A 21,608-nucleotide genomic window follows, 5' to 3' on the forward strand; every position below is an offset into this window, starting at 1 on the left:
GGGCGGTCCGGGCCGTCGGCCGCGGTGCCGTGCGCGCCGGTCGGGGGGCGTGTCGGCGGGGCGCGCGCCGGCCGGACGGCAGGGCCGGCGGATCAGCCGCCGTCCAGCACGGCCCGCAGGACCGAACGGGCGATGGGCGCGGCCAGGGTGCCGCCGGTGACGTCGGTGGCCTCGCTGTCGGCGACCACCACGGCCACCGCGACCGGCGGCACGCCGCCGGAGTCCGCCGGGCGTGCCCAGGCGATGAACCAGGCGTACGGCGTGCCGCCGTTGCCGGTGCCGTGCTGGGCGGTACCGGTCTTGCCGCCGACGACGGCGCCGGGGATCCGCGCCCGGCTGCCGGTGCCCTCCTCGACGACGTCGACCATCAGCTGCTGGACCTTCGCGGCGACGGACGGGCTCACCGCCTGCCGGTACGTCTGCGGGTGCATGAGCTGGACGACGGTGCCGTCGCTGCGGGTCAGCTTGTCCACGAGCTGGGGATGCATGACCGTGCCGTTGTTGGCGATCCCGGCGGCGACCATCGCCATGACCAGCGGGGTGGCGGCGGTGTCGTACTGGCCGATGGAGGAGAGCGCCACCTGGGAGGTGTTCATCCCGGTGTCGAAGTTGGAGCGGGCGGCGCGCACCGGGACGTCGAGGGTCGCGTCGTTGAAGCCGAAGGCCTGCGCGGTGGACACCATCCTCTGCAGCCCGACCTGGGTGCCGAGCCAGCCCATCGTGCTGTTGCAGGAGTTGACCATCGCCTCGTCCAGCGACAGGCCGGCCTCGTCGCAGGCCCGGCTGTCGTTGACCAGCTCGGTGGTGGTGCCCTGCATGACGTACGGGTAGGGCGCTCCGGTCGGGGCGTGGATGTCCGTCACCTGGCCGGAGGCGAGCGCGGCGGCCGCGGTGACCACCTTGAAGGTGGAGCCGGGCGGGTAGATCTGACGCAGCGCCCGGTTGAGCATCGGCTGGTCGGTGTCGGCGCGCAGCCGCGTCCAGGCCTCGCGGTCGGCGGCGGAGGAGCCGGCGAAGCTGCCCGGGTCGTACGAGGGGGTGCTGGCGAGGGCGAGGATGCGGCCGGTGGCGGGTTCGATCGCGACCACGGCGCCCTGCTGGCGGCCGAGGCCGCGCAGGGCGGCCTGCTGGGCGGCCGGGTTGATGGTGGTGTGGACGTCGCCGCCGGGGTTCTGCCCGCGGGAGACGGCGTCCCACACCGCCCAACCGGACAGGCGGTCGTCGGAGCCGGAGAGCAGGTCGTCGTAGACGCCCTCCAGCTGGGTGGTGCCGTAGACCTGGGAGGCGTAACCGGTGACGGCGGCCCAGGCGGGGCCGTCGGTGTAGGTGCGCTTGTAGTCGTAGCGGCCGCCGGTCGGCGCGGAGCCGGTGACCGGTTCGCCGGCCACCAGGATGTTGCCGCGCGGCTGGTCGTAGCGCTCGATGGTGAGCCGCTGGTTGGCCTTGTTGTGGTTGTACGCGTCGGCCTGGAACACCTGGACCCGGGTGGCCTGGGCGGCGAGGGCGACGATCAGCAGCAGGCAGAAGGTGCCGGCCCGGCGGCCGGTGGTGGAGATGCCGGGCCGGGCGGAGTTGTCGCCGCGGGTCATCACGGGCGGACCCCGGGGCGGGGTCGCCGGGCGGTGTCGCTCATCCGCACGAGCAGGGCGACGATGATCCAGTTGGTGACGACGGAGGACCCGCCCTGGGCGACGAAGGGCAGGGTCATGCCGGTCAGCGGGATCAGCGCGAGCACGCCGCCGGCCACCACGAAGACCTGCAGGCCGACGATGGCGGCCAGGCCGATCGCCAGCAGCCGCCCGAACGGGTCGCGCAGCGCGAGGCCGGTGGCGAAGCCGCGCGAGACCAGCAGCGCGTAGAGCAGCAGGACGGCGGTCAGCCCGGTCAGGCCGAGCTCCTCGCCGATGGTGGCGAGGATGAAGTCGGACTTGGCGGCGAACCCGATGAGGATGGAGTGGCCGAGGCCGAGTCCGGCGCCGAGCAGGCCGCCCCAGGCGAACGCGAACAGCGACTGGGCGATCTGGTTGGGGCCCTGCCCGGCGGCGATCGAGCCGAGCGGGTCCAGCCAGTCGGTGACCCGGCCGTGCACGTGCGGGGAGAGCCAGCCGACGCCCGCCGCCCCGGCCGCGGCGAGGAACAGGCCGATGGCGATCCAGCCGCTGCGGGCGGTCGCCACGTACAGCATGATCACGAACAGGCCGAAGAACAGCAGCGAGGTGCCGAGGTCGGTCTCCAGCACCAGCACGCCGACGAAGGCCGCCCAGACCACCAGCACCGGGCCGAGCACCCGGCCGCGCGGCAGTTGGAACCACCAGATCCGGCGGCCGGTCAGCGCCAGGGCGTCGCGGTGCGCGGCCAGGTAGGCGGCGAAGAACACGGCGAGCAGGACCTTGGCGAACTCGCCGGGCTGGATCGAGAACGCGCCGACGGTGATCCAGATCCGGGAGCCGTAGACCGGCGGGAAGAACACCGGCAGCACCAGCAGCACCAGGGCGGCCAGCGCGCAGACGTAGGCGTACCGCTGGAGCACCCGGTGGTCGCGCAGCACGATCACCACGGCGAGGAAGAGCGCCACGCCGAAGGCCGACCAGAGCAGCTGCGCGGGGGCGGCGGCCGAGCCGGGGGTGGCCCGGTCCAGGCGGTAGATGACGACCAGTCCGATGCCGTTCAGCAGCACCGCGATGGGCAGCAGCAGGGGGTCCGCGTACCGGGCCCGCCAGCGCACCGCGGCGTGCGCGACGAGGGCCAGCGCGCCGAGCGCCGCCCCGTAGGAGGCGGCGTCGGGCGGCGGCCGGCCGTCGATGTTGGCGCCGACCTCGACGTAGCCGAACACCGCGATCAGCACGGCTCCGACGACCAGCAGCAGTTCGGTGGTGCGGCGGGTCGGCGGCACCGGGGCCGCGGTGGGCGGCGCGGCCGCCGGGGTGGTGGGTGTGGCCACGGCCGGTCCTTGCGGGGGCGGGCGGAGTGCGGCCGCCCGGGCGGGCGGCCGCGGCGGGGTCAGGCGCCGCTGGGCGCCTTCGCCGCCTTGAGCGCCTCGACGAGGTGCTCCTCCTGGTCCGCGCTGAGCGAGGTCTGCAGGATCTCGCCGCCGTACTGGGCGAACTGGGGGACGACCTTGTCCGCGGTGGCGGAGCGGACCAGCATGAAGAGGGCGGCGGAGCCCGGCTCCATCTTCTGGCCGACCTGCCGCATGAAGTTGTCGTCGACGCCCGTGTCGGTCGCGGCGCCGACCGCCGCGCCGGTGGCGCCGCCGATCGCCGCGCCGAGGAACGGCATGAAGAAGAGCAGGCCGATGACGCCGCCCCACAGGGCTCCGGAGGCCGCGCCGATGCCGGTGGTGCTGACGGCCTGGTGCAGCTTGACCTTGCCGTCCGGCCGACGCTCGACGACGACGATGTCCTCCAGGTCGATCAGCTTCTGCTTCTGCAGGCCGATGGCGGTGTCGCGGACCTGCTGGGCGGTCGCCACATCGGGGTAGGAGATCGCGAAGAGGTTGCTCACGCGCGGGTTCCTTCCGGTCCTCGAGCGTGCGGGACGAATGCCGCACCGCTGCTGGTGGTCGCAGCCTAACGAGGATTTGCCATATTTATGGTGGATCGTGGCGGTGTGTCCGATTTTCGGCGACAGAACGAGGGGAGGACCCTCCGATCACGAGGGGAGGTCCCTCCGATCCCGGTCACTCCCCCCGGCGCACCGCCAGCTCCCCCGCCGCCGCCACCGCCCCGGCCGCGAGCAGCGCGGCGGCCAGCACTGCCGGCAGCACCGCGCCCGACAGGTCGAGCTCGCCGTGCTCGGCCGCCCGCACGAGCGCCCGGACCACCACGTGGGCCGGGGCGAAGGGCACCATCAGCACCAGCACCAGCGCACCCAGCGCGGCGAGGATCCCGAACGGACCGGAGGGCAGCACCGGGCGGTTGCACAGTGCGCCGACCGCCAGCCCCAGCAGCACGCAGACCGCCGTGGCGGCCAGTCCGCCGACCAGGGCGGGCCCGGCACCGGCCTTGGAACGGCCGCCGGTGGCCAGCACCGCTGCCGCCCCGACCACGGCGAGCACCGCGGCGGCCAGCAGCCCGGCCAGCAGGTCGGCCCGGTGCACCCGGCGGGCGCCGACCGCGGCCACCCGGCAGGCCCGGGCGGCCGCCGGCTCGGCGGTCACCGCACAGCGGACCAGCCAGGCGGTGACCGGCAGCAGCAGCCCGGCACTCCACGCGTGGCCGCCGAGCGGGTCGTCCCCGCCGGAGAGCCCGAGCACCATCAGGACCCCATAGCAGAGCGCGGGCGGCACCAGGCGGTGGGAGCGCAGCAGCAGCTCCAGTTGATAGCGGATCAGGGCGCTCACCGGGCCTCCTCCGGAACGGCCCGCGCAGCTGCCCCGGCGGTCTGCTCGAGAACGGTCGCCAGACTGCGCACGTGCACTCCGCGGCCGCCGCCGAGCAGGGCTCGCAGCAGGGCGTCCGAGTGCGCCCCGGCCACCTCCAGCCGGACGGACCCGTCGGGCAGGACGGTGCGGCGGGGCGCGCCGGGCAGCCGTTCGGGCAGCGCGTCGGAGCCCGCCGGTTCGACCTCGATCCGCACGGTCGGCCCGTCGGCCGGCCCGGGGTCGGCGGGCAGCAGGGCGCCGTCGGAGACCTCGTACGCGGCGGTGGTGAGCCCGGCGAGCCGGGCGGGGTCGTGGTCGACGAAGAGCACCCGTCCACCGCGGGCGGCCCGGTCGGCGGCCTCCTCGTCGAGCCGGGCGCGGGCGGCGGGGTCGAGTCCCGTCCAGGCCTCGTCGAGCACCAGCAGGTCGGCGTCGGCGAGCAGGGCCTGCGCGACGGCGACCTTCTGGCAGGTGCCCTTGGAGAGTTCGGCGAGCGGGGTGCCGGCCCGGTCGGCGATGCCGAAGACGTCCAGCCAGTGCTCGGCCCGGCGCTCGGCCTCGGCGGCGTCCAGACCGCGGATGCGGCCGAGGTGCTGCAGGTAGTCGCGGGCGTCGAAGGGCAGTGCGGGCGGGAAGCGTTCGGGCACGTAGGCCCGGTGGGCGGGCAGCTCGGCGGTGCCCTCGGTCGGGCGTTCCACCCCGGCCGCGATCCGCAGCAGGGTCGACTTGCCGCTGCCGTTCGGACCGCCGATCCGCACCAGCGCGCCCGCCTCCACGGCGAGCGCCACCCCGCGCAGGATCCACGGCCCGCGCCTGCCGTACCGCCGTCCAACCCCGTCGAGCCGCATGCGCCCCCTCCCTCCGCGGAAGCCTAGACGGTGCTCCGCCGCGGTGGGCCGCCGTGCTCCGATCCGCACAATCCCCCTTGGTTCGCACAGGCCCTGCACATTGGGAGAACCGAATTGATGATCCATAGGATGCGCGCGTGACGACTACCCGACGACGAACGGCGACCCGCGCGGCGGGGCTGCTGTCAGCACTGGCGATATCCGCCGGCATGCTGCTCGGCACCCTCCCGGCGCACGCCGACGAACCCAGCGGCACCGCGGCCGCCACCACCGAGGCACCCAAGGTCGACCTCGTCCTCGACGTCAGCGGCTCCATGCGGGCCACCGACATCGAGGGCCGGAGCCGGATCTCGGTCGCCCAGCAGTCCATCGGCGAGGTGATCGACGCCCTGCCCGCGGAGACCGAGTTCGGCATCCGCACGCTGGGCGCGACCTACCCGGGCAACGACAAGGCGGAGGGCTGCAAGGACACCAGGCAGCTCTACCCGGTCGGGAAGACGAACAAGGTGGAGGCCAAGACGGCCGTCGCCACGCTCCGTCCGACCGGCTGGACGCCGATCGGCCTGGCGCTGCGCGGCGCGGCGCAGGACCTCGGCAACGGCCCGACCACCCGCCGGGTGGTGCTGATCACCGACGGCGAGGACTCCTGTGCCCCGCCGGACCCGTGCGAGGTGGCCCGCGAACTGGCCTCGCAGGGCATCAACCTGGTGGTCGACACGCTGGGCCTCGCCCACGACGACAAGACCCGCCAGCAGCTGCTGTGCATCGCCAACGCCACCGGCGGCACCTACACCGACGTGCGGACGAAGGAACAGCTGACCGACAAGGTGAAGCAGCTGGTCAACCGGGCCGGCGAGACCTACCGGGTGACGCCCGCCAAGGTGGCGGGAGCCGACGCCTGCCCGAACGCGCCGGTGCTGCGGCCCGGTGTCTACAGCGACCGCGAGAAGTTCTCCGAGCACCGTGTCTACCGGGTGCCGGTGAAGGCGGGCGAGGAGCTGCGCGCCTCGGTCAGCGTCACCCCGGACCGGGCGGTCGCCCGTGACTACGGCGTGCTGCTGCTGGCCACCGACACCCGCGGCCAGGAGCTGGTGCGCGGTACGGACGCGGGCAGCGGCCGTACCGACGTCGCCTCCACCGGTCTGCGCTGGTCCGCCCCGGCGGCGGACGAGGACGCCACGCCGTCGCCGTCCGGCAACGGCACCGCCGGGTCCGCCGGGTCGGCCGACAAGGTCGTCTGCCTGGTCGTCAGCAACTCCTTCGCCGCCCAGGCCGGCGTGCAGGCCGAGCCCGGCCTGCCGGTCGAGCTGACGGTGGACGTCGCCAAGGCCTCCCCGTCGCCGGACGGCCCCGCGATGGGCCTCGGCCGCGGCTGGATCCTGCTGCTGGTGCTGACCCTCGCGGGCCTGCTGGCCGGCCTCGTCTTCGGCTGGGTGGCACGCTGGCGGATCGCTGTCTGGCGGGAGAACTGACGATGCGTGCACCGATGATGCGTTCCCTGACGATGCGTTCGCCGCTCGTCCGCGCCGCGGCCGTGCTGCCGTTCGGGCTCGGCGCGCTGCTGGCGGCCGCGCCCGCCGCCGCCGCGGCCTCCCCGTCGCCGGCGCTGTCCGGCTCGGCCGGCACCGCCCCGGTGACGACCGCCGGGACGACCTTCCTGACCGCGACGCCGCTGCCCGCCGGGCGGACGGCCGCGGTGTCCGCCTCCACCGGCGACTACCTCTACTGGGCGTTCGCCGCCTCCGAGGGGCAGACCGACACCGTGCACGTCACGGTCACCCTGCCGCCGTCCGCCGACCGGCACGGCGCGCAGACCTGGTCGGTGGAGGTGTTCGACGGCCTGCGCCGCCGGCAGTCCTGCACCGCCGGTCCGCAGAACGCCGCCGCGGACACCGGCACCGCCTCGGTGTCGATGAGCTGCGCGCTGCGGCAGATCCGCTCCTGGGCCGAGCCGTGGTCGGGCGACCCGCTGCCGGGCACCTACTACGTCCGGCTCTCCGTGGCGGACGTGCCGCAGCAGGACCTCGGCCTCGCGGCCCAGGTGAAGCTGCAGGTCTCCGCCAAGGGCGGGGCGGACAACGCCCAGCCGGAGGGCGGCGAGCTGAAGGCCCCGCTGGTGCCACCGGTCAACGCGGGCTCCACCGCGGCACCCGACGCGACCGCCGCCGCCCCGAGCGCCAAGCCCTCGGCCCCGGCCTCCGCCTCGGCGGCGCCGGGCACGGTCGAGGTGGCGGCGCCGGCCGAGCCGGAGTCGCACTGGTACAGCGGCCTGTTCTCCGGGTGGAACACCCGCTGGTACTGGACGGTCGCGGGCGGCGCACTGGCCGCCCTGGCCGGCGTGTGGGGCTACACCCTCACCCGCCACCCGCGCGGGCGCCGACCCGCCGGACCGGCCCCGGTACCGCCGCAGGCACCGGCGCCGCAGCACCCGCAGTACCGCAGCTGACCCGTCCGGGGCAGCACCGCGCAGGGCCCGGCCGCAGCGACAGCACGTCGCCGCGGCCGGGCCCTGCGCCGTTCCCGGGCCGTCCGTCCGGTCAGCCGACGGCGACCGGTACGGCCGGGGCCGGGGCGGCCGGAGCCCGACCGGCCTGTGCCTCGGCCCGCTCCAGGCCGCGGACGGCGGCGACCAGCGGGGCGAGCTCGGGGCGGCGGCCGGCGGTGTCCAGGGCCTCGCGCAGTGCGTGGTCGTTGGTGGGCCTGGCCTGCTCCAGCAGTGCGAGGCCGGCTTCGGTGACATCGGTGTAGATGCCTCGCCGGTCGGTCGGGCAGAGGTAGCGGGCGAGCAGGCCGCGGTCCTCCAGGCGGGTGACCAGCCGGGTGGTGGCGCTCTGGCTGAGCACGACGGCGTCCGCGAGCTGGGTCATCCGGAAGTGCCCGCCCTCTCCGTCGTGCTGGTCGCTGAGCACGTCCAGGACGGAGAACTCGCGCACGCTCAGGCCGTGCCCGGCCTGGAGGGCCCGCTCGATGTGCGCCTCGATCCGGCCGTGCAGGGCCGAGAGGGCGCACCAGCCGTGGGCCAGGCCCGGTTCGGGTCGCGTCATGGGGGACCACTGCTCCCTTCGCTGGGGTGTCCCTCCAGGGTAGTCCAGTTCCGAAAAAGCCCGCGTTTGCAACTATCGGCGTATGCAATTAATGTCGAAGCCCGTAAGACCTGCACGCAACCACTGGAAGGCCACCCATGCCTCTCGCACTCCTGGCGCTCGCCATCGGCGCCTTCGGCATCGGCACCACGGAATTCGTGGTCATGGGCCTGCTGCCGCAGGTGGCCCAGGACTTCGGCGTCTCCGTCCCCACCGCCGGGCTGCTCACCACCGGCTACGCCCTCGGCGTCGTGGTGGGCGCCCCGCTGCTCGCCGTCCTCGGCACCCGGATCAGCCGCAAGCGGATGCTCATGCTGCTGATGGGGCTGTTCGTCGCGGGCAACCTGCTCACCGCCCTCGCCCCCACCTTCGGCCTGGTGCTCGCCGGCCGGATCACCGCCTCGCTCGCCCACGGCGCCTTCTTCGGCATCGGCTCGATCGTCGCGGCCGGCCTCGTCGCCCCGGCGCGCCGGGCCGGGGCGATCGCCATGATGTTCACCGGGCTCACCGTCGCCAACGTGATCGGCGTCCCGCTCGGCACCCTGGTCGGCCAGCAGGTCGGCTGGCGGATCACCTTCGCCCTGGTCGCCGTGCTCGGGGTGGCCGGTCTGGCCGGCATCGCCGCCCTCGTCCCGGCCGACCCGCGGCCCGGCACGGACGGCGCACACCGGCCCGGGCTCCGGCGCGAGCTGGCCGCCTTCCGCAACGTCCAGGTCGTGCTCGCGATGCTGATGACCGTGCTCGGCTTCGGCGGGGTCTTCGCCGCGATCACCTACATCGCGCCGATGATGACCGGGGCCGCCGGCTACGCCGAGTCCTCCGTCACCTGGCTGCTGGTCCTGTTCGGGCTCGGCATGGTCGCCGGCAACCTGGTCGGCGGCCGGTACGCGGACCGCCGGCTGATGCCGATGCTGATCACGACCCTCGGCGCACTCGCCGTCGTACTCGCCCTGTTCGCCTTCACCGCGCACGACAAGGTGCTGGCCGCGCTCACCGTGCCGCTGATCGGCGCGCTCGGCTTCGCCACCGTCCCGCCGCTGCAGAAGCGCGTCCTGGACCGGACCGGCGACGCCCCGACCCTCGCCTCCGCCGTGAACATCGGCGCCTTCAACCTCGGCAACGCCCTCGCCGCCTGGCTCGGCGGGGCCGTCCTCTCGGCCGGCTTCGGCGCCACCGCCCCCAACTGGGTCGGTGCGCTGATGGCCGCGGCCGCCCTCGGCCTCGCCGTCCTCTCCACCGCGCTGGATCGCCGGCCGGCCACGGCCGGGCAGTCGGCGCCGGCCGCGGAGGCCGCCGAGCCGCGCGTGGCCGTCCACCACTGACCGACCGTCCGCCCCGCGGATCCGCCCGCACCACCGGACCACCGCCGCAGCGAGCAACCGAACCACCGCACCACCGAACCGAACCGGAGTACACGATGAACCCGCTGACCACCGCCGACGCCGACCACCTGATCTCCGCCGCCCACCGGGCCGCCGGGGCCGAGGGCGTCCGGATCTCCGCCACCGTGCTGGACGCCGGCGGGCACCTGCTGGCCTTCCGCCGCGACGACCGGGCCGTGCTGATCGCCGGCGAGACCAGCACCCGCAAGGCCTACACGGCCCTCCAGCTGGACACCCCGACCGCCGACCTGGTCGACGCCGTGCAGCCGGGCGGCCCCTTCCACACCCTGCCCACCGCGCTGGACCGCCCGCTGCTCTTCCTCGCCGGCGGCATCCCGCTGCACCGCGACGGACGACTCGTCGGCGCCCTCGGCATCGGCGGCGGCGCCCCCGCCCAGGACCACGGCTTCGCTCTCGCCGCCGCGGCCGAGGCCGGACTCGGCTGACACCCGCTCAGTTCGGGCACGGCCGCCGAAAGCAGAAATCCCGTCCGGTCGACGACCGGACGGGATTTCGCTGGTGGAGCTGAGGGGATTCGAACCCCTGACCCCCTCGATGCGAACTACCGGCGGGCCGGTCGCTAAGGCGTCCCGCCGTGGTCCGCACGTCCCCTACGTCGGCTGGCGGCCACTCGCGATCGCCACGGTTGCTGTACCTCGCTGCTGTACAGCTGCCCACCTTGGTGCGAGCAGGCGGGCGCCCCTGCCTTAGGAGAACAGGCGTCAGGATCTGGGGTGACCAGCAACGTCGCCCTCCTGGGCAGTCGCCCGCTTCTCCCGCGGCGACTCCCCCGACTCCCCGTGGTTCCCCGCCCAACCTGGCACGGCTATGGCACGGCTCGGACGGCCCCCGGCATCGGCTGCGTTCTGCATCGGGGAATGTACGGCGAGTCGCTTCGCGGCGGTCTCGGGGGAGCCAGACAATGCGGGATCAGAGCGACATACCCGGCAGCAGGCGACCAAGGGCGGCCATGAGCAGCGCAACCGAAGGAGACGGCCGGCCCGTTCACCGGGGGAAGGTGATGAGCTGGCTGTCGAAGGTGTTCGAGTTCAACCACGCGGGCGTGAACTGGCGGCGAGCGGTGGTGTTCTTGGACGTCGGGCTGGTGCCGCTGATCGTCTTCTGGGCGATCGGGCACGAGGTGTATCTGCTCAGCGCCCTATTCGGCATGCTGTTCACGTCGCTGGCCGACCCGGGTGGCGGGTTCGGGTACCGCGCGTCGCACAACGCCGTCTTCGCGCTGATCGGCGCGGGGATCACTGCGCTGGCGTTCGGGATCGGGGGCGAGGCCTGGGGATGGCTGGCGCTCGCGGCCTTCGTGGTCACGCTGGTGGCCGGCTTGGCCCTCATGTTCGGGGTGCACAGGTTCGTCAATGCCATGCTGCTCAACGTCTGGTTCATCGTCGCCGTCGGGCTCGCGTTCAACCTCCACCATGCCGCCCGCATCACCAGCTACACATGGGCCCAGGTGGTCGCCTGGGCGGGTGGGGCAGCACTGTGGATGCTGATGACGTTCGTCGAGTGGCTGATCCGCGGCCGCCGGGACCTGCCCCAGCCGTTCGTCGAGATCCCCGGAGACACCTCCCACAAGAAGCTGACCCCACCGATCGTCGTGTTCGTGGTGCTCCGCGCCCTGGTCATCGGCGGCACCGTCGCCCTCGCGTTCGGGCTGGACCTGCAGTACGGCTCCTGGATCCCGATCGCGGCCATCATCGCGATGAAGCCGAACCTGGAGCAGAGCACCCTCGTCTCCGCCCAGCGCCTTACGGGTGCGTTCATCGGCGCCATCGCGGCCGCGCTGCTGCTCCTACTGCCTGCCAGTGAGACCGGCCTCCGATTCTTCGCGATGACACGCGGACTGGAAGTCGTCGCGCTCGTCCTCTTCGTGCACGCCGTCGGGATCCGCTTCCTGAACTACGCCATCTACTCCGCCGCCATCGCCGCCGGCGCGCTCATCCTGACCGACCTGCCGCAGCCCTCCCACTACGCCGCCGAGGGCTACCGGGTGCTGTGGACGGTGTGCGGCGCCGGTATCAGCCTGATCGTCATGCTGCTGGCGGGCCTGCTCGCCAAACGCGCCGCCAAACGGCCGCAACGATCGACCTGAACGCGCCAGCCTCCGGCTCGGCCGCAGGTGGATTCACGGCCGGCCGGCGCACACGGGTGGTGGAGTGGTTTTGGCCGGTGTCCTGTCCGGTCTGGGGTCGAGCATGATCGGGGGGCCGTAAGCTGTTGCGACTCGGTCAGGGCTCTTTGGGCCTGACCGCAATGTGGCCGAGTGGCCCCCCGTTCTTGCTCGACGCGGGTCCCAGTCCGGGCAGGTGGGTAAAACCGCGGAGCCGCCCGCCCCGGCCCCGACGGGCCTGGTTCTGAGCTCTGCCTTCTGCGCCGTCCTCCGCCGTGCGGGGGTGGAAGTTTGGACCTGTCCGTCTTGCCCCGGCCTTAGCTCTTCGCCCCTTGTGGGCGCGGCCGACGACGGCGAAGCCCCAGCCGGGGCGAAGACAGGAGGCGGGGCGCGCGCCGGAGGACGGCCGGCGCCGCCGCGCCGCAGGCGCGGCACCCCGAACATTGTGAGGCTACGTCCAGTAGTTCCAGGAGGCCGGGAATCTCGCCGGTGATCTCCGATCCCGCCGCGATGTGCCTTCCCCGTGGGCTCCGCCCGCCCCGCCCGCCGAGCGGAGCGAGGCGCCTTGAACCCGTAGAGAAAGTTGTTACTCAACCTCGTTGCGACGCCGAACCCTTGAGCATGTCGGCTGGTAGGCGATGACGGGCTTCCCCGTGGGTGGCAGCAACGGGAGGAAGAGAACCGGCCCGGCGCTCCACTGGTGGCCCGTCTGAGAGGTCGCAATGGTGCAGGGAAGCCCTCGACGGAGGTTGTCGAGTGCCTTCACATGGTCGGCCTCGACCCACTGACCCAGCCTCCCGCGGTCCTCGACGTCGAGGGCAAGAAGCAGCGTGGTGATGGACCGGCGAACCCACCGGATCGCCTCGTCGGCGCTTGCCGCGCTCAGGGTGTTCACCACCCGTACGTCCTCGGTGCCGGCCTCGCTCCGCACGCGGTGTTCGCAGAGGTACCCGAGCTGGGTGAGGGACGGGCCTCCCCAGGACACCATCCTCTGTCGCTGCTCTGGGAGTGACAGTTCTGCGGTGATTGCTCGCCCACGGTAGTCGCCGGAGATGACGAACCGGTCGGCAAGGGCGCTGACGATGTCCAGCCCGCGCCCATGGGTGCTGTCGGCTCCGGGATGCTGGATGTTCGGGGTGCTCGAACTCGCCCCTCCGTCCGTGACCGTGATCGCTACCCGCAGAGCCGCCAACGTCAGGGTGACCTCGAACCGGCCCGCCTCGCGGCCGCTCTCGGTGTGCTGAAGAGCGTTGGTGCTGAGCTCGCTGACGACCAGTTCGGCATCGTCGGCCCGTGGGTGGTCGTTGAGAACTGTCCGGGCCCAGCGCCGAACTGCGCTGAGCTCTTGGGGGTGGCCGGCGAAGGTGCGGCGGTGAGTGGTCATGGCGCTCCTCTGTGGCGTTGACCTGCTCTGTTCTGCCCTGGCCGGCCGTTCCTCTGTCGCCGAAAGCCCCCGGGCAGTACATTTAGTACTAGCACCGTACTCAAGATGCGGGTACTTCGAGTGCGGGATGGCACTTTTCGTACGGTTAGCTGGTGCGGCGACAAGTGCTGCTGCTCAAGTTCGCGACGAGGGAGGAAGAAGCATGTTCGGACTGATGGTGCGCTTCACCTGCAAGGACGAGTCGGCGGCCGCCGCGTTCGATGACCTGGTTGCACGGACCGGCGAGCTGATCCGGGTGAACGAGCCCGGCACGGTGGTGTACGCCGTCCACCGGGTTGACGGCCGACCGCTGGAGCGGATCTTCTACGAGCTCTACCGCGACCGCGCCGCCTTCGACGAGCACGAGTCGAAGGACTACGTGAAGGTCTTCCTCGGCGAACGCGACCAGTACCTCTCCTCCGTCGAGGTCGACTGGCTCGACTTCGTGTCCGCCAAGGGTGTGGACGTTGAGCACTGAGTACGAGAAGGCGCTGGGCAAGAAGATCGCCTTCCACCGCAAGCGCCGCGGGCTCTCACAGAAGGAGTTCGCCCAGCTCCTCGGCCGCTCGGAAGCCTGGGTCTCCCAGGTGGAACGCGGCGTGCGGCGCATCGACCGGATGACCGTCTTGGAGAAGGTCGCCGAAGTCCTGGAGATCCCCGTTGCCGAGCTGGCGGCCGAGGCGCCGATCGTGGCCGCCGCAGCGGAAGGTGAAGCGCCCGGCGCGAGCCGGCTCCGCCTGGTCCTCAGCGCGGCACATTCGCTCAAGGCGATCCTCGGCCCGCACAGCACGCCCGATGTGGCCGCGCTCCGGGCCGAGGTCGAGCGGGCCTGGTCGCTCGCACACGCCGGCGGCTACGCGGATCTCGCCGAGCTCCTCGAAGGGCTGGTGCCGTCCCTGGAGTCGGCTGCCCGCTCAGTCCCGGAGGACCAGCGCCCCGAGCTGTTCCGGCTGCTGGCCCGGATGTACCACGCATGCAGCGCCGCACTCTCGAACATGGGCGAGCCCGAGGCCGCCTGGATCGCCATCGACCGGTCCGTGGTCGCAGCCGAGCGGGCCGGCGACCCGCTGCTCATGGCGGCCGGCGAGTTCCGTCTCTCGATCGTCTTCCTCGGCGCCCGCCACTACGAACAGGCGGCGCGGGCCTCGGGCAGTGCCGCAGACGCACTCACCCCCCTCGCCGCCTCGGGGCAAGTGGAGGCCGTGGCCATGCGCGGGGCACTGACCCTGCAACGGGCGGTCGCCGCCGCACGGGCGAATCAGGCCGAGTCGGCGTACGAGTACCTGCGCGAAGCCCGGGAGATGGCGGCCCTGGTGGGCGAAGGGCGCAACGACTACAACACCGAGTTCGGGCCCACCAATGTGGGACTGCACGAGGTCGCCGTCGCGGTCGACCTCGGCGACGCCGGCATCGCGCTTCGCGCGGCAGCTGCCATCGATCCGTCCGTGTTGTCCACGGAGCGCCAGACCCGCTTCCACATCGACGTGGCCAGGGCGTACACACAGCGTCGACAGACAGACGACGCGGTGGCCCAGCTTCTGACGGCGCGTGACCTGTCGCCGGAGATGGTCCGCGCCATGCCGATGGTCAAGCAGCTCGTCACGGACCTACTGACCATGAGCCAGCCGACGCCCGATCAGCTCCGAGGCCTGGCCAGAGAGTTGGGCGTACTGGAAATGTGAGCTGGTACCAAAAGTACTAGACAGTACTTGGAGTACGGGTTACTCTCGTTGCTGTCGGCATGCCTCTCGCCTTCGGCGGGCTTGTGTGCGGACATGCGAACGCGCCGTGGCAGGAAGGCAGACCTGCCCCGGCGCGTCAGCGGCAAAGGGTCACACGAAAGCTGTGGCCTGAGCGGGAGGCAGCCCACTCAGGCTCGGTGCGTCGTTGGCACAACGCTCCCCGAGCGTATCGCGCCGAGTCCATATGCGGTCGACCTCCCGTTGCGTAGTCATTTGTCACTGACTGCACCCATTTGCGGTGCGCAAGGGAGAACAACTCATGCGTTCCATCCGTGTCGAGACCTCGGGCGCGACGATCCTGCTGACCGAGGCTCCGGAGAAGAAGGTCCGCGATCGGCGGACCGGAGAGCTGGCCACCGACACCGCGACCGGCGAGGTCCTGATGACGGTCGGTGTCGTCCACATCGAGGACGGCGAGTCCTCTCTGATCAAGGTCACCGTTCCGCAGTCCGGCGTGGGCGAGGGCCTCACCCTCGGCGGCCCGGTCGCCCTGGTGGGCCTGGTGGCCCGCCCCTGGGAGCAGGTGTTCAACGGGCAGCCCCGGCACGGCATCGCGTACCGCGCCGCCGCCGTCACCCCCGCCGTGTTCCCGTCCTCCCTGGGGGCGTGACGTGTCGGACCTGCTGACTCTGCTGGAGCTCGGCGGTCCTGCCCTGGCGGTCGGCGGCGGAGCCGTCTACCTCAAGGCACGCCACCCCAGCGCCTACTGGTGCACCTTCGGCCTGGCCGGCACAACGGCCCGCCTGCTGGGCTCGTACGGGGCGGTCATGGACTCGTGCGGGCTCACCGTGGCGCCGTCCCGGCTGCGGGTCCTGGCCGTCCGGGCGACGACCCGCCGCGAAGTACGACCCGTACCGCCCCGCCGGGGCCTCATCCGACCGACCCCGACCGGGCTGCAGCTTCGGCTGCGTCTTGCCCCGGGGCAGGAGCCTGCGGACGTCGCCGCCTCGTCGGAACGCCTTCGGCACGCATGGGGCGTGCACGCGGTCTACGTGACCGAGGTCAAGCCCGGTGTGGTCGACCTCCGGTTGGTCGGCTTCGACGTCTTGCGGCACGTCCGGATGCCGCGAACGGCCGCCGACGGCCTTCTCAAGGTGCCGGTGGCCCTCCGCGAGGACGCCACCGCCTTCGTCCGGGACTACCGCGCCATCCCGCATCAGCTCACGCTGGGAGCGACCCTTTCCGGCAAGTCGATGTTCCTCCGGCACCTGGTCACCGGGCTCGCCCCGCAACCGGTCGCGCTGGTCGGCGTCGACTGCAAGCGCGGGGTGGAGTTCGCTCCGTTCGCCCCCCGCCTCTCCGCACTGGCCACCGACCAGGAGCAGGCGGTCGAGCTGCTGCCCACCCTGGTCGAGCTGATGGAGAGCCGCTATCACCTGATCCGCACCCGCCAGGGGATATCCCCCGGTGTTCCGGCCGAGGACATGACCTCCGACATCTGGGGTCTCCCCGAGGCCGAACGGCCCGTCCCGATCATCCTCCTCGTGGACGAGGTGGCGGAGCTCTTCCTCGTCGCCACCCGCAAGGACGAGGACCGGCGGGACGAGATGGTCACCCAGCTCATCCGGCTCGCCCAGCTCGGCCGAGCCGCCGGCATCTACCTGGAGGTGTGCGGGCAGCGCTTCGGCTCCGAGCTCGGCAAGGGTGCCACCATGCTCCGCGCCCAGCTCACCGGCCGCGTGTGCCACCGAGTCAACGACGAGGCCTCAGCCAAGATGGCCCTCGGGGACATCTCCCCGGAGGCAGTCCTCGCAGCGTGTGCCATCGCCGCCGAGCGGCCGGGCCTGGCAGTCGTCGGGGACACCTCCGGTGGCTGGGCCCGCATCCGCACCCCCTACCTCCCGCTCGCACAGGCCGCCGCCGTCTGTGCCGCGAACGCTCACCTGGTCCCGCACCTGCCGGAGCTCGATCGCTTCCGCCCCTCTGCTGACGGTGCCCACCTGGCCGGCCTGAGCGCGGCCTGATCCCTCCCTCACCCCGGTGGCGCGCCGTTCCCGCGCCGAGTCCCTACATCGTCACGCCCGAAAGGAGGCGTTCCCTTGCGTGCCCAGCTACGGCGCGTGGACGCCGTCTTGGTGCAAGCAGTCATCGCCGCGGCGCTCTCCTTCGCCCACCTGCACGACATCGCCGGAGCGGCCGGCCAGCACGGTTGGAAGGCCTGGGCCTACCCGGTCTCGGTTGACCTCCTGCTGGTCGCCGCCTGGCGCCGGATGCGCTCCGGGGCGAACCGGGCCTCCGGCTGGTGCTGGTTCGCCACCGCGCTCGCTGCATCCCTCGGCGCCAACATCGCCACCGCCGGACTTCTCGACCTGGCCGCCGTCCCGGCCTGGTTGCGCATCCTCGTCGCCGGATGGCCGGCCGTGGCCTTCCTCGGCGGCACGCTCCTCGCCCACTCCGGCAGCACCACTCCCCAACGGCCCACCGCGGCGACGGTGCCGAGCAACGAGGACGTCCCGTCCGTCTACACGCCGTCGCCTCCTGCAACTACTCCCGCACCGCTCCCGGGACCACCGCCGGCCCCGATCGCCGTCCCGGCCGCCCTGGTCGACCACGCCCGCAAGGTCGCCGATCACCACCGCAGCCAGACCGGGACACCCATCGACGCGGCGGCGCTGCGGGCCCGGCTCGGCATCCCCGCTCCGCTGGCCGAGGCCATCGCCGCCCAGCTCTGAGAGGAGAACCCCGATGTTCAACCGCCGCTTCCGCCAGGTGATCCGGATCGGCCCCGTCCAGGTCGGCACCTTCTACGACGGCCGTGGCCGCGAGCGCCACGCTGCCGCCTGCACCGCCCCGCGCTGCGGCTTCTCCGCCGACTTCGCCTCGCGCGCCGCCGCCGAGCTCGCCGCCCGTACCCACCGCTGCCCCGCCCGCTGAAAGGACCACCCGGCCATGACCGTCAGCCTTCCCCTGGTCGTCGTCCTCGGCATCATCGCCTGGACCGCGATCAAGTTCCTCGGCATCCGCCTCTGGGTCGCCGTCGCCATCGCCCTGTTCGGCTTCTACCTCGCCCACACCGTGCTCGCCCCCGCGGTGGAGTCGGGCACCCGGACCGGCGTCCAGATCGTGAACGGGGGCGGTAAGTGACCCTGTCCCCGGTCGCCGAACTGGCAAGCCTGGCCCGCCTCGGCACCCTGCCCGCCCTCTCCCGCCAGCTCCAGGGTCTCGGCGGCTGCATTCATCCGATCCGCCTCGACGGGCACAGCACCGAGGTCAGCGCCGCAACCGGTGAGATCCTGCGCCGGTTGGCGTCGACCGACCTGCCCGCCGGCCAGCTCCTGGTCCGCTGCAACAACCGTCGGGCCACCCGCTGCACCGCGTGCGCCGAGACCTACCGCCGCGACACCTACCACCTGATCACCGCCGGACTCCGCGGCGGCAAGGGCACCCCTGACCAGGTCGCCACGCACCCCCGGGTGTTCGCCACCTTCACCGCACCGTCGTTCGGGCCCGTCCACAACCGGCCGACCGGCGCCGCCGGGCAGGTCCGCCCCTGTCGGTGCGGCAGGCTCCACGACCAGGACGCGCCCGAGCTCGGCACCCCGCTCGATCCGGACAGCTACGACTACCGGGGCGCCGTCCTCTGGAACGCCTACTCCGGGGCTCTCTGGCGCCGGTTCTCCATCCACCTGCGCCGCGAGATCGCCGCACGGGCCGGGCTCACCCAGCGGGCCTTCCGGCAGCACGCCCGCGTGTCCTTCGCCAAGGTCGCCGAGTACCAGCGCCGCGGCCTGGTCCACTTCCACGCGGTGATCCGGCTCGACGGCCCCGGGGGCGGATCGGACCGACCCCCTCGCTGGGCCTCCACCCAGCTCCTCTCCGACGCCATCCGGGCAGCCGCGCGCCGGTCCGACATCCCCGGCCCGCTGATCGACGGCCGCGACTACCGCTTCGCCTTCGGCACTCAGCTCGACATCCGCCCGATCCGGACCGCCGAGTTCGTCGGCGGCTCCGAGCTGAGCGAACGCGCCGTCGCCGCCTACATCGCCAAGTACGCGACCAAGGGCGCCGAGACGGCAACGGGCACGCTCGACAGCTCCCTGTGCTGCAAGCCGTGCGCGGGACGCGGACGCATCCCCACACCCGCCGGACTCAGCTCCCGTTGTGGCACCTGCCAGGGCACGGGCCTGGCCCGATCCCTGGCCGGACTCGACATCCCCGAGCATGCCCGCCGCATGATCCGCACGTGCTGGTCCCTCGGCGGCCGTACCGACCTGGCCGACCTCCGACTCCGGGCCTGGGCCCACATGCTCGGCTTCCGCGGCCACTTCTCCACCAAGACGCGGCAGTACTCGACCACGCTCGGCACACTCCGAGACGCCCGCGCCGCCTGGCGCCGCGCCCAGGTACTCGAACATATCCACGGCCCGGATGCACCGGCCGCCGAGGAGACCACCCTCGTCCTCTCCCACTGGGCCTTCGCCGGCACGGGCCTGACCCGTGGAGAGACCTGGCTCGCCGAAACCCTGCAACCCGCACCCGGAACGGAAGGAGAACCGACCTCATGAGCGTGACCGTGATCGAACGGAAGTGGCACACCACGGCTGAGGTCGCCGAGATGCTCGGCTACGGGCTGTCCAAGACCAAGATGCTCGTCCTCACCGGAAAGATCCGCTCGATCAAGGACGGCAGGAACCGTCGGATCCTCCCCCGCTGGGTGGACGAGTACGTGGAGCGGCTGGCTACTGAGGTAGAGGAGCTGAGCGCATGAGCGGCAAGCGCGGCAACGGCGAAGGCTCGATCTACCCTCGGAAGCAGGGCGGCTTCGCCGCGTACGTCTGGGTCACCAAGCCCGACGGCAGCCGCGACCGGAAGTACGCCTACGGCCAGACCCGGGCCGAGGTCCACGAGAAGTGGTTGAAGCTCCACACCGCGGCCAAAGCAGGGCCGGTCGCCACCAGCGTGCCCACGCTCGGCGCCTACCTCGACTACTGGCTCCGGCAGGTGGTCAATCCCAACCTCAAGCCCAAGACCGCCGAGACGTACGACATGCACGTCCGCCTCTACATCGCCCCCGGGCTCGGTAAGAAGCGGCTCGACAAGCTCACAGTCCGCGACGTGCGCGAGTGGACCAACCGGCTGCTCGATGCCTGCCAGTGCTGCGAGCAGGGCAAGGACGCTGCCAGGCCGGCGGCTCACCGTGACCCGAACCGTCGTCAGCGGTGCTGTGCCGTCGGGCAGTGCTGCGATCAGCGGCTCTCCGCACGGACCGTCCGGGACGCCCGCAACACGCTGCGATCGGCGTTGACCAACGCGATGGCCGAGGAGCTGATCACGAAGAACCTCGCCGCCCTGGTGAAGCTTCGCACCCCTCGGAGGGCCGCTCGCAAGCCGTGGTCGGTCGAGGAGGCCAAGACCTTCCTGGAGTCCGCCCGGCGCGATGGCGACCCGCTGTACCCGGCGTACGTGCTCATCCTGGTGCTCGGGCTCCGCCGTGGTGAGGTGCTGGGTCTGACGTGGGACTCGGTCGACCTGGACGCGGAGCTGCTGATGGTTCAGGCACAGCTGCAGCGGATCCGCCGTCAGCTGGTCCACGACGAGACCAAGACCGACGCCTCGACGGCCGTCCTTCCGCTACCCGACATCTGCACGGCGGCGTTGAAGCTCCGGCGCCGGGCCCAGGTGGCGGCTCGGCTGGCGGCCGGCGAGATGTGGGCGGGGCTCGGCTTCGTCTTCACCACGCGGACCGGCTCCCCCTTCGAGCCGCGGAACTTCAACCGGTCGTTCAAGCGACGGTGCGAACTGGCCGGCGTCCGGGTGATCCGGCTGCACGACACCCGGCACACCTGTGGCTCGCTCCTGGCCGCGCTGGACGTGCATCCGCGGATCGCGATGCAGATCCTCCGGCACAGCAAGATCGCGGTAACGATGGAGATCTACACCCACGTGCCGTCCGAGGAGACCCGGCGGGCGCTGAAGAAACTCGGCCGGCACATCAGTACCGACGCGGCGGAGCAGCCGGGGTAGTTGCTGTACTTCGCTGCTGTACGAACGCTCAAAGGCCCTCCCGGGATTACCCGGAAGGGCCTTTGACATTGGGTGGAGCTGAGGGGATTCGAACCCCTGACCCCCTCGATGCGAACGAGGTGCGCTACCGGACTGCGCCACAGCCCCAACGAGAAAGAACTCTATCACCTCTGCGGACCGCCTCGTGACCATTGCCTCGGCGTTCCACCGCACACCCCGCTGCCGGCCCGGCCCGCGCCCGACGTGCGGCGCCCCGCCGTCCGCGGAGGCGGAGGGCGGGGCGCCGGAGATCACTCGTTGGCCGCTCGGGCCCGCGGTGCGCAGTCCTCCTCGGGCGGTGCGGCGCTCTCCGCGTACTGGTCGAACAGCGGGGTGCGGCGGGACTCGGCCGGGCGGCCGGAGTCGCGGACGCCGGGGGCCGCGAGGTCGAGGCCGCGGGTGACCCGCGGGGCGACCGGCGCGGTGACGTAGGTCGGCAGCGGGACGGGCACCGGCTCCCAGGAGTCGGCGCCGGCCGGCCCCCGCTCGCGCATCCCGTCGACCCATTCCTCGTGGTCGGTCGCCTCGGCGAGCGCGGTCGCGGAGGTGGTGGTGGCGGCGTCGGGCAGGCCGTGCGCCGGCAGGTCGGCGGCCAGCCGCAGGTGCGGCCGGGCCGGCTCGTCCACGGCGCGGGCGGCC

General features: G+C 72.6%; 22 protein-coding genes, 1 tRNA gene and 1 pseudogene. 15 read left to right on the forward strand and 9 right to left on the reverse strand.

The window, feature by feature from the left end:
- Positions 1-92 precede the first annotated feature (92 nt).
- The 5 genes from KSNIM_RS16395 to KSNIM_RS16415 form a co-directional block, all read right to left on the reverse strand.
- On the reverse strand, positions 93-1,589 hold the full coding sequence (locus KSNIM_RS16395; RefSeq protein ID WP_263103957.1) for a penicillin-binding transpeptidase domain-containing protein: 1,497 nt from the start codon (positions 1,587-1,589) through the stop codon (positions 93-95).
- Positions 1,589-2,941: an FtsW/RodA/SpoVE family cell cycle protein gene (locus KSNIM_RS16400; protein WP_263103958.1), complete on the reverse strand. Its 1,353-nt coding sequence runs from the start codon at positions 2,939-2,941 to the stop codon at positions 1,589-1,591. The genes KSNIM_RS16395 and KSNIM_RS16400 overlap by 1 nt, the downstream gene beginning before the upstream one ends.
- A 59-nt stretch (positions 2,942-3,000) precedes the next feature.
- On the reverse strand, positions 3,001-3,504 hold the full coding sequence (locus tag KSNIM_RS16405; protein ID WP_263103959.1) for a DUF1269 domain-containing protein: 504 nt from the start codon (positions 3,502-3,504) through the stop codon (positions 3,001-3,003).
- 175 nt (positions 3,505-3,679) lie between these two features.
- Positions 3,680-4,342: an ABC transporter gene (locus KSNIM_RS16410; protein WP_263103960.1), complete on the reverse strand. Its 663-nt coding sequence runs from the start codon at positions 4,340-4,342 to the stop codon at positions 3,680-3,682.
- Entirely contained in the window at positions 4,339-5,211 is an 873-nt protein-coding gene (locus tag KSNIM_RS16415; protein WP_263103961.1) for an ATP-binding cassette domain-containing protein, read from the reverse strand. Before KSNIM_RS16415 ends, KSNIM_RS16410 begins: the two co-directional genes overlap by 4 nt.
- Positions 5,212-5,348: 137 nt before the next feature.
- On the opposite strand from KSNIM_RS16415, the gene KSNIM_RS16420 reads away from it, so the two are divergent.
- Together KSNIM_RS16420 and KSNIM_RS16425 are read left to right on the forward strand one after the other, a co-directional pair.
- Positions 5,349-6,683: a VWA domain-containing protein gene (locus tag KSNIM_RS16420; RefSeq protein WP_263103962.1), complete on the forward strand. Its 1,335-nt coding sequence runs from the start codon at positions 5,349-5,351 to the stop codon at positions 6,681-6,683.
- A 17-nt stretch (positions 6,684-6,700) separates the two neighbouring features.
- Positions 6,701-7,657, forward strand: a complete 957-nt coding sequence (locus KSNIM_RS16425) for a peptidase (RefSeq protein ID WP_263107989.1) — start codon at positions 6,701-6,703, stop codon at positions 7,655-7,657.
- A 91-nt stretch (positions 7,658-7,748) separates the two neighbouring features.
- On the opposite strand, the gene KSNIM_RS16430 is transcribed toward KSNIM_RS16425, so the two are convergent.
- Entirely contained in the window at positions 7,749-8,255 is a 507-nt protein-coding gene (locus KSNIM_RS16430) for a MarR family winged helix-turn-helix transcriptional regulator (RefSeq protein WP_263103963.1), read from the reverse strand.
- A gap of 137 nt (positions 8,256-8,392) precedes the next feature.
- On the opposite strand from KSNIM_RS16430, the gene KSNIM_RS16435 reads away from it, so the two are divergent.
- The 3 genes from KSNIM_RS16435 (at position 8,393) to KSNIM_RS16445 (ending at position 11,783) form a co-directional block, all read left to right on the forward strand.
- On the forward strand, positions 8,393-9,616 hold the full coding sequence (locus KSNIM_RS16435; RefSeq protein WP_263103964.1) for an MFS transporter: 1,224 nt from the start codon (positions 8,393-8,395) through the stop codon (positions 9,614-9,616).
- Positions 9,617-9,711: 95 nt separating this feature from the next.
- Positions 9,712-10,122: a GlcG/HbpS family heme-binding protein gene (locus KSNIM_RS16440; protein WP_263103965.1), complete on the forward strand. Its 411-nt coding sequence runs from the start codon at positions 9,712-9,714 to the stop codon at positions 10,120-10,122.
- 524 nt (positions 10,123-10,646) lie between these two features.
- Complete coding sequence (locus KSNIM_RS16445; RefSeq protein WP_263103966.1) at positions 10,647-11,783, forward strand: FUSC family protein; 1,137 nt, start codon at positions 10,647-10,649, stop codon at positions 11,781-11,783.
- Positions 11,784-12,387: 604 nt separating this feature from the next.
- On the opposite strand, the gene KSNIM_RS16450 is transcribed toward KSNIM_RS16445, so the two are convergent.
- A complete protein-coding gene (locus KSNIM_RS16450) occupies positions 12,388-13,185 on the reverse strand; it encodes an ATP-binding protein (protein ID WP_263103967.1) in 798 nt (265 codons plus the stop codon).
- 202 nt (positions 13,186-13,387) lie between these two features.
- Between KSNIM_RS16450 and KSNIM_RS16455 the strand changes: the two genes are divergently transcribed.
- The 10 genes from KSNIM_RS16455 (at position 13,388) to xerC (ending at position 20,930) form a co-directional block, all read left to right on the forward strand.
- Positions 13,388-13,702 (forward strand): putative quinol monooxygenase, encoded by a 315-nt coding sequence (locus KSNIM_RS16455; RefSeq protein WP_263103968.1) that lies wholly within the window; start codon positions 13,388-13,390, stop codon positions 13,700-13,702.
- A complete protein-coding gene (locus tag KSNIM_RS16460) occupies positions 13,683-14,906 on the forward strand; it encodes a helix-turn-helix domain-containing protein (protein WP_263103969.1) in 1,224 nt (407 codons plus the stop codon). The genes KSNIM_RS16455 and KSNIM_RS16460 overlap by 20 nt, the downstream gene beginning before the upstream one ends.
- 319 nt (positions 14,907-15,225) lie before the next feature.
- Positions 15,226-15,576 (forward strand): hypothetical protein, encoded by a 351-nt coding sequence (locus KSNIM_RS16465; protein ID WP_263103970.1) that lies wholly within the window; start codon positions 15,226-15,228, stop codon positions 15,574-15,576.
- Position 15,577: 1 nt separating this feature from the next.
- A complete protein-coding gene (locus KSNIM_RS16470; protein WP_263103971.1) occupies positions 15,578-16,930 on the forward strand; it encodes an FtsK/SpoIIIE domain-containing protein in 1,353 nt (450 codons plus the stop codon).
- Positions 16,931-17,005: 75 nt separating this feature from the next.
- Positions 17,006-17,638, forward strand: a complete 633-nt coding sequence (locus KSNIM_RS16475) for a DUF2637 domain-containing protein (RefSeq protein ID WP_263103972.1) — start codon at positions 17,006-17,008, stop codon at positions 17,636-17,638.
- Positions 17,639-17,651: 13 nt separating this feature from the next.
- Positions 17,652-17,840 (forward strand): mobile element transfer protein, encoded by a 189-nt coding sequence (locus KSNIM_RS16480; RefSeq protein ID WP_263103973.1) that lies wholly within the window; start codon positions 17,652-17,654, stop codon positions 17,838-17,840.
- Between the two features lie 15 nt (positions 17,841-17,855).
- Positions 17,856-18,050, forward strand: coding sequence for a hypothetical protein (locus KSNIM_RS16485; protein WP_263103974.1), 195 nt, complete (start codon positions 17,856-17,858; stop codon positions 18,048-18,050).
- Positions 18,047-19,471 (forward strand): replication initiator, encoded by a 1,425-nt coding sequence (locus KSNIM_RS16490; protein ID WP_263103975.1) that lies wholly within the window; start codon positions 18,047-18,049, stop codon positions 19,469-19,471. Before KSNIM_RS16485 ends, KSNIM_RS16490 begins: the two co-directional genes overlap by 4 nt.
- Positions 19,468-19,674 carry an excisionase family DNA-binding protein gene (locus KSNIM_RS16495; RefSeq protein WP_263103976.1) on the forward strand — a complete coding sequence of 69 codons (207 nt, stop codon included), beginning with the start codon at positions 19,468-19,470 and terminating at the stop codon, positions 19,672-19,674. The genes KSNIM_RS16490 and KSNIM_RS16495 overlap by 4 nt, the downstream gene beginning before the upstream one ends.
- Positions 19,671-20,930 carry a tyrosine recombinase XerC gene (gene xerC / locus KSNIM_RS16500; RefSeq protein WP_263103977.1) on the forward strand — a complete coding sequence of 420 codons (1,260 nt, stop codon included), beginning with the start codon at positions 19,671-19,673 and terminating at the stop codon, positions 20,928-20,930. Before KSNIM_RS16495 ends, xerC begins: the two co-directional genes overlap by 4 nt.
- 73 nt (positions 20,931-21,003) lie before the next feature.
- On the opposite strand, the gene KSNIM_RS16505 is transcribed toward xerC, so the two are convergent.
- Positions 21,004-21,077, reverse strand: a tRNA-Ala gene (locus KSNIM_RS16505).
- A 143-nt stretch (positions 21,078-21,220) separates the two neighbouring features.
- Positions 21,221-21,608 (reverse strand): annotated as a pseudogene (locus KSNIM_RS16510) (hypothetical protein); the annotation flags it as partial.

The organism is Kitasatospora sp. DSM 101779, from assembly GCF_025655475.1.
Lineage (GTDB): Bacteria > Actinomycetota > Actinomycetes > Streptomycetales > Streptomycetaceae > Kitasatospora.